Source organism: Desertivirga arenae (genome assembly GCF_017355785.1).
Taxonomy (GTDB): Bacteria; Bacteroidota; Bacteroidia; order Sphingobacteriales; family Sphingobacteriaceae; genus Desertivirga; species Desertivirga arenae.
On sequence record NZ_JAFEWE010000002.1, the window covers coordinates 12551 to 24123 of the forward strand.

Annotated in this window: 8 protein-coding genes; 2 read left to right on the forward strand and 6 right to left on the reverse strand. The window is 42.3% G+C overall.

The window, feature by feature from the left end:
- The first annotated feature begins 146 nt into the window (after nt 1-146).
- Nucleotides 147-2402: a nitric-oxide reductase large subunit gene (locus J4N24_RS04075; protein ID WP_207532384.1), complete on the forward strand. Its 2256-nt coding sequence runs from the start codon at nt 147-149 to the stop codon at nt 2400-2402.
- A gap of 180 nt (nt 2403-2582) precedes the next feature.
- Nucleotides 2583-3845 carry a DEAD/DEAH box helicase gene (locus J4N24_RS04080; RefSeq protein WP_207532385.1) on the forward strand — a complete coding sequence of 421 codons (1263 nt, stop codon included), beginning with the start codon at nt 2583-2585 and terminating at the stop codon, nt 3843-3845.
- Nucleotides 3846-3934: 89 nt separating this feature from the next.
- Here the strand turns inward: J4N24_RS04080 and J4N24_RS04085 are convergent, their stop codons facing one another.
- The 6 genes from J4N24_RS04085 to J4N24_RS04110 form a co-directional block, all read right to left on the reverse strand.
- Nucleotides 3935-4954: a family 43 glycosylhydrolase gene (locus J4N24_RS04085; protein ID WP_207532386.1), complete on the reverse strand. Its 1020-nt coding sequence runs from the start codon at nt 4952-4954 to the stop codon at nt 3935-3937.
- Nucleotides 4955-5041: 87 nt separating this feature from the next.
- The gene (locus J4N24_RS04090; protein ID WP_207532387.1) at nt 5042-5668 is read right to left on the reverse strand and encodes an RNA polymerase sigma-70 factor; all 627 of its coding nucleotides are present in this window, start codon (nt 5666-5668) and stop codon (nt 5042-5044) included.
- A 377-nt stretch (nt 5669-6045) separates the two neighbouring features.
- Nucleotides 6046-8508 (reverse strand): glycoside hydrolase family 3 N-terminal domain-containing protein, encoded by a 2463-nt coding sequence (locus J4N24_RS04095; protein WP_207532388.1) that lies wholly within the window; start codon nt 8506-8508, stop codon nt 6046-6048.
- Between the two features lie 10 nt (nt 8509-8518).
- On the reverse strand, nt 8519-9259 hold the full coding sequence (locus J4N24_RS04100; RefSeq protein WP_207532389.1) for a copper homeostasis protein CutC: 741 nt from the start codon (nt 9257-9259) through the stop codon (nt 8519-8521).
- On the reverse strand, nt 9259-10269 hold the full coding sequence (locus J4N24_RS04105) for a glycosylasparaginase (protein WP_207532390.1): 1011 nt from the start codon (nt 10267-10269) through the stop codon (nt 9259-9261). The genes J4N24_RS04100 and J4N24_RS04105 overlap by 1 nt, the downstream gene beginning before the upstream one ends.
- Before the next feature lie 5 nt (nt 10270-10274).
- Nucleotides 10275-11570 carry a sugar MFS transporter gene (locus J4N24_RS04110; RefSeq protein WP_369806194.1) on the reverse strand — a complete coding sequence of 432 codons (1296 nt, stop codon included), beginning with the start codon at nt 11568-11570 and terminating at the stop codon, nt 10275-10277.
- Between the last annotated feature and the right edge of the window lie 3 nt (nt 11571-11573).

The following is an 11573-nucleotide window of genomic DNA, read 5'->3' on the forward strand; positions in this document are numbered from 1 at the left end:
TGAACTTACAGCTTCCCTATCATCCTTAACCGCAACTAAAGCAGTAAAATAATAAAAGATAAATTTGTCTTTTATTAAACGAATACCCTACCTTTGTTATGTTCGATAACCATAGGTTTATCAGCCAATAACACAATACAAACAATATGAAAAGTACACGAAAACTCTGGCTGCTTTTTTCACTTGTAGTGGGACTATCTTTTGCCACCCTTGGCTATTACGGAATCAAAATCTACCAGAAAGCTCCCCCAATACCTGAGAAAATTATATCAGGCAATACCACTCTTTTCACAGGAGAAGATATTCAGGACGGACAAAATGTATGGCAGAGTATCGGAGGTCAGGAAGTTGGCTCTATATGGGGACATGGTGCATATGTAGCACCGGACTGGACTGCCGACTGGATTCATCGCGAGGCGGTGTTCATTCTTAATGTCTGGTCACAGAAGGATTTCGGAAAAGCGTACGAACAACTGGATGACGAGAAAAAAGCACAGCTGCGGTCTCGCCTTCAAAAAGAGATCAGGAAAAATTCCTTTAATGAAGAGAGCAGTACGCTGGAACTTTCCCCGGTAAGGGCACAGGCTTTCGTCTACCTCCAGAAGTATTACTCCTCCTTATTTTCCGATGATCCAAAGTTTAATAAACTAAGAGAGGCATATGCAATTCCTCAGAACTCTATTAAAGATCCGGAACGTCTTAGAAAGATCAATACATTTTTCTTCTGGGCGAGTTGGGCATGTGTAACGAATCGACCTAAAGAAGATGTGTCTTACACCCATAACTGGCCTTCTGAACCTTTAGTAGGAAATACAGCCACGGGAGATTTAATGCTTTGGACAGGCTTCAGTGTTATTATGCTTCTGCTGGGTATTGGGCTGTTAGTTTTTTATAATGCTAAAAACCACGAAGAAGAGGTTTCTGATGAAATCCCGGGAGAAGACCCGTTATTGAACATCAATGCAACCCCTTCCATGAAGGCCACACTGAAATATTTCTGGATCGTTACGGCCTTAATCCTTGTCCAGGTGATAATGGGAGTTGTCACTGCTCACTTTGGTGTTGAAGGTAGCGCCTTCTATGGAATTCCATTGGATAAAGTTCTCCCCTATTCACTCAGCAGAACATGGCATATACAAATAGCTATCTTTTGGATCGCTACTTCCTGGCTTGCAACAGGATTATATATTGCTCCTGCGGTTTCAGGTTACGAGCCCAAATTTCAGAAAGCAGGTGTTAATTTTCTATTCATCGCTTTGCTGATAATTGTGGCCGGTTCTATGATCGGGCAGTGGTACGCAATAATGCAAAGGCTTGGCTTTATAGAAAACTTTTGGTTTGGGCACCAGGGATACGAGTATGTCGATCTTGGCAGGTTCTGGCAGATCTTCCTACTGATAGGATTATTCCTTTGGCTGGGTTTAATGGTTCGGGCTCTATGGCCGGCACTCACCCAAAAATCCTCCAGCAGGCATCTTCTTATTATGTTTATTATTTCCTCTGTAGCTATTGCCATGTTCTATGGAGCGGGCTTAATGTGGGGAAGAAGAACTAATCTGGCAATAGCGGAATACTGGCGCTGGTGGGTGGTTCATCTGTGGGTTGAAGGCTTCTTTGAAGTTTTTGCAACAGTAGTAGCAGCCTTCCTGTTTACCCGTATGAAACTTCTGAATGAAAAGTCGGCTACCTTGAATGTGCTCTTCTCTACGATCATATTTCTTTCAGGAGGTATAATTGGAACATTCCATCATTTATACTTTTCAGGAACACCTACGGCAGTTCTCGCTTTAGGATCCACATTCAGTGCCCTGGAAGTAGTTCCATTGGTTATCATAGGTACAGAAGCCTGGCATAATTACCAGATCAGTAAGTTAAAACCCTGGGTGCAGGCCTATAAATGGCCGATCTATTGTCTTGTGGCTGTTGCATTCTGGAACTTCCTGGGTGCAGGTATCTTCGGCTTTATCATCAATCCTCCAATTGCACTTTACTACATGCAAGGATTGAACACAACCCCTGTGCATGGCCATACCGCTTTGTTCGGTGTATACGGAATCCTTGGAATTGGCTTGATGCTTTTTGTATTGAAAGGATTATACAGACAAAACGTATGGAAGGATAAACTGATCGGGTTCTCTTTCTGGTCTATCAATATCGGACTTCTGTTAATGGTATTAATAAGTGTCTTACCTATTGGTATGTTGCAAACAGTGGCAAGCGTTAACCATGGAATGTGGTATGCCCGATCTGCCGAATTTATGCAGCAACCATTAATGAACACGCTTAGATGGTTAAGAGTGATCGGAGACACTATCTTTGCTTTCGGTACAGTAGGACTAGCATTGTTTGTGATCGGGCTAAAAGTTGGCTGGAGTTACGAAAAAGACAAGTACGACCTCTAGTTTTAGTTTTCATATCTGACATTAGCCGGCCTCGTCCGGCTATTGCCGCTTTCAGGAGTTTCTATTTTTTTAAAGAGAGACAAGATTCAGTTCAGAACGCTACTTTTGTATTTAAAGTGGAAAGGTTTATGATCTACAGTAAATTCTTAAACTTTATCGGAACCTACTAAAAACGTTGCTATGGTCGATACTTCCTTTGAAGATCTGAATCTCAGTCCCTGTATAATTAAAGCCTTGAAGGAAGAAGGCTATAAAAGTCCAACAGCTATTCAACAGGCTGCAATACCTCTCATTCTCAGGAAAAGAGATTTGATAGGGTGTGCACAAACGGGAACGGGAAAAACGGCAGCCTTTGCCTTGCCAGTCTTACACTTGCTGGTAAATAAGAAAGTAACAGAAATAGACGACAATAAGCCAGGAGCTCTGGTGTTATGTCCAACGCGTGAGCTGGCTCTCCAGATAGGTGAAAGCTTTTCAAATTATGGCCAATTCAGCAGTTTAAGCCATGCGGTGGTATATGGAGGAGTTCCTATTGAAGATCAGATAGAAATTCTCCGCTCTGGAATTAATATCCTCATTGCAACTCCTGGACGACTTCTGGATCTTCATAAACAGGGCTACTTAACCTTAACTGACATTGAGATCCTGGTGTTGGATGAAGCGGATCGAATGTTGGATATGGGTTTTCGGGAAGACTTGACAAGTATCTTAAAGGTAATACCACAATCCAGACAAACCTTACTTTTTTCTGCTACTATCTCTTCCGCAGTTAAGGATCTCGCATCAGTAGTTCTAAATGAACCGGAAACAGTAGAAGTAAATGCAGGATCATATGTGATTGAAAATATTAATCAGTCGGTCTACTTTGTCGAAAAGAAAGATAAACCTGCATTACTAAATCATGTTCTGAAGAACAAAGGCATTAAAAACGTGCTGGTATTTACCCGCACAAAAACAAGTGCAGATGAACTTGCTAAGGCATTAGAGAAAGCGAAAATAAAGGTAGCCACTATTCACGGCAGCAAAAGCCAGGAGTCGCGGCAGCGGGCCCTGGAGAACTTCAAAGACGGGTCAGTCAGGGTGTTGGTTGCCACAGATGTAGCAGCTAGAGGTATTGATATCGAAGAACTAAAACATGTAATAAACTATGAACTCCCCATTCAACCTGAGACGTATGTTCACCGGATAGGCAGAACAGGAAGAGCCGGAACTGAGGGTGCGGCATTATCCTTCTGTGAACCTGAGGAATTGCAATTCCTAAAGGACATCAAAGAAACAATAGGTGTTGATATTCCCTTCGCTGATCATCCCTATCAGCTTTCGGTAAAAAGCTATACTAAGTCTGAATTTATCTCAGTAGCGGCACTTCCTAAAAAAGCTGTGTTAACGAAGAAGTCTCAGGGAAAAAATAAGAGTAAAAAAAGAGGCTTTTCAAAGACTTAAGCCTTATTCTTACTACCGAAGTTGAAATGCCAGAATGTAAATATCCCTGGCCGGATATCTACATTCTAAGAGAGCCAAAAGAAGCACTTCTACCTTTTTGCAAACCGTGCTACACCTTTTGGTTGTATAACTTTAATGTTTTGATCCTTATCAAAGTTCAGGCTGTCAATACACAACTGGCGTAATACATATTTCTCTTTTTGAGGATAGATCCTGTGATAAAGAATATAATCCTGCCCTTTTTCGTTAAATACCGTGTGATGGCCGGGACCGTAAGTCGTGCTATCTTTTGAAGTGAACAAAACGGGACTATTTACCCCCTTAACAAAGGGTCCCATTGGAGTTTCTCCAACTGCATAACCTACCCTGTATGTTGCGTCAATCGCTTTACCTTCTGAAAACATCAGGTAATATTTACCAAACCTCTTAATCATATTCGGTCCCTCAAAATAACCGGGAGGAGTAACCTCGTGCGGAGTTCCATCAAAAGAGACCATGTCTTTTTTCAACTTAACAGCCATACATCTTCCATTAATCCATTTGAATCCGGAACCCCAGTACAAGTAAGCCTGGCCGTCATCGTCGATAAAACAATCAGCATCAATATTATGGGTCGGCTTAAAATCTGTGTACTTAACTAATGGAGAGTTGTCTGACTTAGCATTTTTCCATGGTCCCAGAGGTGTATTTGCTACCCCAGCCCATATTTCTCCTCCAACAGCAACGTACATATAGTATTTACCATCTTGGGCTTTGCGGACGGAAGGAGCCCAAACCATGGCATCACCAGAAGTAGGACTTGTGCAAGCTTTTTTAGTAGGCCAGTTTAGATGACGGCGCTCAAACTTCTTAAAGTCTTTTGTTTCAAGTACCGCAAGCTCCTCTCCACCCCAGGGATCGATGGTTGCATAAATGAAATAGGTATCTCCCTCTTTAACAATACAAGGATCGGCAAAATAACCATCAATAATAGGATTACTTATAAAGCTGCGCGAAGTTCCTCGTAGATTGCCAGAGGTCTTACAGGCACCAGAGATGAAGATTGAAAGACAGCAAACAGCGCCAAACCTTGCTATGGCGGATAGTTTTTTCTTGAAAAGATTTAACATTGGTTGAAATGGATAAATAGCTCCAATTATACAAAATTATAATGGACTTAACATAATGCTCATGAGGAGCCATAATCAGCAATAGAATCAGGAAGTAATAAAGTTAAACAGGAAAAGCATAATGACAGAAAGCCCGCTAAAGAAAGGCACATTGCTTTCCTTGTTATAGGGTTGCATTACTGTATTTAACTTTTTCATAGCCCTGTAAAGCTGGGTATGAACTGTTTTGGGAGAAACATTTAGAATTTCAGCTACCTCTTTATATTTTAAACCATCTTCTTTAACCAGCCTGAATATTATTTTGCATTGTTGTGGAAGTGATTCAATAGCCTGATCCATCAGAAAGATCAACTCGCGTCTTTCAACTTCCTTCTGAGGGCACCAGGGATCAACAAACTCCAGTTCCGAATCATCAAGACTCACCAAATGAATATTCGAGTACTTTTTGATGTAGTTTAGTGACTGGTTCTTTACTGCTATGTAGAGATATGATTCAACATTCTGTACATGCGCAAGTTTTTTTCTATTGATCCAAAGATTTGTAAACACATCTGATACAATTTCTTCAGCTGCCTCCTGATTATGCAGATAAAAGACAGAGAACTTTATCAAACGGGAACTTAATTGAAAAAAGAATAACTCAAACGCTTTAGAATCGTCATTCTCTCTTATCTTAAGCCAAATAGATCCAATTTCTTTTCTTTCAATTGCCAAGTTCGTACGATTTTAGAAATGGTAACAAATATTTTATATAAAAGTAACCTATTAGTACCTGAAAAACAAAAATACTATACAAAAACAGCCATTTTTTTTAATTTTTTTCAGAAAAAGCTAAAAAAAGATGCAAATATCAGAAAAACACTTAGGATAAATACACAATCTTAAGCATAGTTATTCCAATGCATTTTGGCCTTTAACAAATTCTATTAAATATTTCTCTAAGGATTCTAGGTTATAATCGGTAAAAAAGAAAAAGCACGAAGGTGCCCTTTCATAGCGTTAAGTTACACTATTGCTTCGTAATTACAAAATCTTTTTGACAGAAATTTCAGAGGGATAATTTCCGTCAAAAAGATTTATTAAAATACCTGTTAAGGCGTGATAAAATGTGTACCCTTGACTTGTATGCGGGTACTTAATGGTAAGTTGTCAGAGCTACCCCCGGTCATTAAGGTAAATGAGCCTGGCTCAACAACCTGTTTCAGGGTACGATTATATAGGGCAAGGTCTGCGGCATCAAGTAAAAATTCAACTAACTTCTCTTCACCCGGCATAAAATGCACCCTATTAAATTTCGCAAGTTGCTTATCTGCGCTTACTACAGAGCTAATATCGTCCCTAAAATACAGCTGAACCACTTCATCTCCTTCCCTTTCGCTATTGTTCTTTACTCTTACTCTTACTTTTACGATCAGTTTATTTTCTGTTTCCTCAACGTTGGCGGACAGCTCTGAATATTTGAAAGATGAAAAGCTTAATCCATAGCCAAAACTATAAAGGGGCTTAGAAGATCCCTCAACATAATTATGCTTTCCAGGGCTCTTATAATTATAATATACAGGTAACTGACCCACAGAAACAGGTACAGAAATGGGAAGCCGGCCTGCGGGATTATAGTCGCCAAATAATACATCGGCAATTGCATTTCCACCTTCCTGTCCCGGGTACCACGCAGTTAATATAGCATCTGCCTGCTCTTCAGCAAGGTTCAGATTTAAGGGTCTCCCCTCTATCATCACCACAGCAACAGGTTTGCCCGTCGCTAAAACGGCTTTTAACAGCTCAGTTTGTTTACCCAAAAGATCCAGGCTCATACGGTCAAATCCTTCACCGCTTTCCATATCTGGAATTGCACCCTGCTTTTCTTCTGAAACTTTAGCTGCTCCTGTACTGATGTACTCCGTTTTAAAGTCACGGGCGCTGGATCCGCCTAATACAAGGATGGTGATATCTGAATTCCTGCTCAGTCGAACAGCCTCTGCTATATTAGATGAGCTTGTATCTCTGACGGCACAGCCTTTAACGTAATCAACACTTATCCCTTTACCAGCTCTTGCGCGAATACCTTCCAGTACAGTCACCACTGATTCATCTCTCTGTGGAGCCGTATAATCGCCCAATTGATTATAGAGATTATCTGCATTAGGTCCGATGACGGCAATCTTTTTAAAATCACTCTTTAAGGGAAGGACGTTATTTTTGTTCTTCAAAAGCACTATAGACTCTCTAGCTACCTGCCTTGCCAGTTTAATGTGCTCCGGTGTACCGACAGTAGTTTTTGCGAGGCTAGCGTCTACATAAGGTTTTTCAAATAATCCCATCTTGAATTTCAGCCGCAACAGATTCGCTACTGCAGAATCCAAACGCGCCTCGCTTACCCTGCCTTGTTTTACCGATTCAATTAACCCTTTATTGAATCCATTTCCTCCGAGATCTGCATCAAGTCCGGAATTCATAGCTAAAGCAGCGGCCTCTGCAGGATTTGCAGCCACGCGGTGGGTCATGAAAACTCCTTCTATACTTCCAAGGTCAGATACCGTGAAGCCATTAAATCCCCACTGATTCCTTAAAACATCTTTTAACAGGAAAGGATTGGCAGAACAAGGAACACCGTCGACAGAATTATAAGCAGTCATAACAGACTGGGCACCTGCTTTAACGGCAGATCTGAAAGGCGATAAATACGACTGGTAAAGCTCTCTTGGACCCGAATTGACACTTCCCCCATTATGTCCCCCTTCCGGAACTCCGTAAGCAGTGAAATGCTTTAAGGTAGAAATGATATTAGCTCCACTTTTCAGATCAGAGCCTTGGAAACCCTGTACCATTGCTATCCCCATTTCTCCGTTAAGGATTGGATCTTCGCCGTAGGTCTCTTCCACTCTCGACCAACGCGGTTCGCGTGCAAGGTCAAGAACCGGACCGTAGCCTATATGGGCACCCTGAACACGGGCTTCCCGGGCAATTGCAGAAGCCATTTTCTTTATTAGATCAGGGTTCCAGGTACTTCCCTGACCGATAGAGGTAGGAAAAACAGTAGTTCCAATAGCCATATGACCATGAGGACACTCTTCGGCAATAAATAAAGGGATCCCTAAACGGGTATTTTCCAGGGTGTATTTTTGAAGAGCATTAGTTGCGAGTGCAGATTCATAAGGAGACAAGCCGTTACTTAATGTTTTTTTTGTCCATGGATCTGCTCTCAAAGTAGCCCATAACATTCCGATATGCCTTTCTTTAATGGCCTGTCTGAATTTTGCTGACACCCCGATCTTAGCTCCGCCCTTTTCATACATTTCCCAACCAAGGAGGGCAGAAATTTGTCCTACCTTCTCCTCAAGGGTCATGCGCCCCAGCAGATCTTTCACTCGCTGCTCCAAATCTGCTTTGGGATTTTTATATACTGGAGTTTCCTTAAAAAGAATCTTTTGAGATACTCCCGGTTCAGTCTTTTCTTTTACCTGAAAGCCTTTTTTGCCCCCTGTCGAAAAGACTGGAAAAGCAAAATGCAATAAGACAGCAGTAATAAGTAAGTGTATTTTTTTATGAAGCATATCTCTAAAATTAAAAAGCATTTGTACCGGCAGTAATTAAGCGGCGTACCTTAGCGGCGTCTGTCACTTCGAGTTCCGATTGAAAGATGTGAGTAGAAGAAATTTGAGGGTTTACAAAATGGCTTCTGTCTTCAAGCACCCGGGCAGATGCATGGTACTCCTGCGCTCCTGTAATCCTGATCAACTCACTAATATTATTTTCATTGATCCCGCTACCAGGCATTATGACTATCCGGTTGTCTGATAGTTCTACCAGTTCTCTTAATCTACTTGCCCCTACTAAGGCTGTGGGAGCAGCACCCGAGCTGAGGATCCGGTCAAATCCCAGGTCAATAATTTCCGTTAACGCTTGCTTTTGATCCTTGCACACATCAAAAGCCCGATGAAAAGTTGCAGTGATCCCCCGTTTGCGGGCATAAGAAAGAAGTTTATAATTACGATCAAGATCAATCGTGCCATCCTTATTTAAAATTCCAAACACCACTCCTTTACATCCGGCATTCGCACTAGCTTCGAGGTCCATTTCCATCTCCTCCAATTCCAGGCTGGAATAACAGAAATCGCCCCCACGGGGTCTGATAAGAACATAAACAGGAATTTGGAGATATTTAACACAAAGACTTATCTGGGCGTAAGACGGTGTAGTCCCTCCTTCCGTTAAATTGCTGCAAAGCTCTATCCGGGACGCTCCTCCGGATTGAGCTGCCAGTGCCGAACGAACTGAATTAGCGCATACTTCCAGCTTAAACATTAGTAATGACTTTTACTTGCAAATAATCCTTCCTGATTTTCGCTGGTACATACTGCATAAGAAAATCCTTTCTGGATGGCATAAGCTCCATATTCCCCGTTCTTATTCAACGCAAGAAATCCAACCTGAAGACTTTTAGCCCTTTCTGGTTTCTTTTTAATGATCCGGTTCACTGCTTCCCTGCAAGCTTCATAAGGAGTATAGCCGTTACGCATCAGTTCGACAACAAGAAAACTTCCTACATTTCTGATCACCTCTTCACCAACTCCTGTAGATGTAGCACCCCCGATTTCATTATCAACATATAAACCGGCTCCAATAATCGGACTGTCTCCGACACGCCCATGTAACTTGAAGGCCATGCCGCTGGTGGTACAGGCACCTGAAAGATTGCCCTTCTCATCCAAAGCTAACATACCAATGGTATCATGATTAAACTGGTTCCCTGGAAGCTTATCCGGCCTGTAAAGTTGGTTTTCCACATTGATCACGGGGTTGTACTTAGCTGTCTTCAACCATTCTTTCCAGGCTTTCTCTGATTCTGGCGTAAGCAGTTTCTGTTCTTTAAACCCCATCTCCAAGGCGAATTGCTTCGCACCATCTCCCACCAGCATAACGTGAGGTGTTTTTTCCATTACCAGGCGCGCAACCGAAATAGGGTGATCGATATCTTCCAATGCCGCTACCGAGCCGCAGTTACCGAACTCGTCCATGATACAGGCATCCAGCGTCACTATCCCATCCCTGTCGGGGTAGCCTGCCCTTCCCACACTATGATTATTCAGATCTGCTTCGGGTATCCTAACGCCAGCCTCAACTGCATCCAGAGCCCTGCCTCCTTTTGAAAGGATACGCCATGCTTCCTTATTGGCAGGGATCCCGAAATCCCAGGTAGAGATCACTACAGGATATCTTTTTTCGTTAGTAAGGATGTCCGCCGCTTTAACCGGAATAGCCAAAGTGGAAGCTGCGAGAGTTGAAACCTTAATAAATTTTCTTCTGCTATACATAAGCGCTAGTTCTTGCCACTTCTGCGGGAAGCTGCCAGTCCGTAATAGAAAATAAAAATATAACAGGGCACCATGATCCAATAGGCAACCTGAAGATCGTATAGATCCGCCAGACGTCCATAGATCAAAGGAATAACTGCCCCCCCGGCTATCGCCATGATAAGCAAGGAGGACCCAAATTTCGTGAACCTCCCCAAACCTCTTAGCGCCAGTGGCCATATAGCCGGAAATACAAGAGAGTTAGCAAAACCAAGTAATGCGATAAACAAAACAGAAATGTAACCCGAAGTAAATATGGCAGCGACCGTAAAAACAACACCAATAAGAGCAAATCCTTTCAGCGCATTTTCCTGACTTAGATATTTAGGAATAAATATTACGCCCACGATATATCCCAGGATCATACCTACCAGGGTACATGTAGTGAAGAATTTCGCCGTAGAAAGAGGGATGCCATGATAAGCCCCATAGCCAATTACTGTATCTCCTGCCATCACTTCTACACCCACATAAAGGAACATTGCTATAACGCCCATTATCAGAAAGGGAAACTGCAGGATACTTGTCTTTCCATTATTTGCCAATGCGGTGTCCTCGTCCTCCTTGTCTGTATCGATCTCCGGCAGTGCGGAAAAATAAATCAGGACTGCTAGTACCAGGAGTACTGCCAGAATTATCAGATAGGGAACAATTACGCGCGCTGCTAGAGCATCTAATTCGGCCGTCTTTTGAGCCAGGCTCATGGAGGCTAGCCGTGCTGTTAATCCGTCAGCATTTTTTAAAGTAACTGCTCCCAGTGCGATAGGGGCAATAGAACCGGCCAGCTTGTTACAAATACCCATGATGCTAATCCTCTTTGCTGCACTTTCTGCAGGGCCAAGAATAGTGATATAAGGATTTGCAGCGGCTTGCAAAATCGTTAACCCTGCCCCTTGTATGAATAAACCTATTAGAAAGAGCAGGTAGGTTCGACTCAATGCAGCTGGAATAAAAAGTAGAGCTCCTACTCCCATTACTACTAAGCCAGCTGACATACCCTTTTTAAAGCCTGTGAGTTTTAATACCCCGGCTGCGGGTATGGCCATAACCAGGTACGAAATATAGAAAGCAAAGGCCACCATGTACGACTGACTGTTACTTAGCTCGCAGGCAATTTTAAGGTAAGGAATAAGGACTGAATTCAGCCAGGTGACGAATCCGAAAATAAAAAATAGAGCTCCTATTATAACGATCGGCTTTACTGCCGGCGCTTTAGCTTTCATTGCGTTTTCAACCACTTCTTCTGTGTATGCTGTTGACATAAG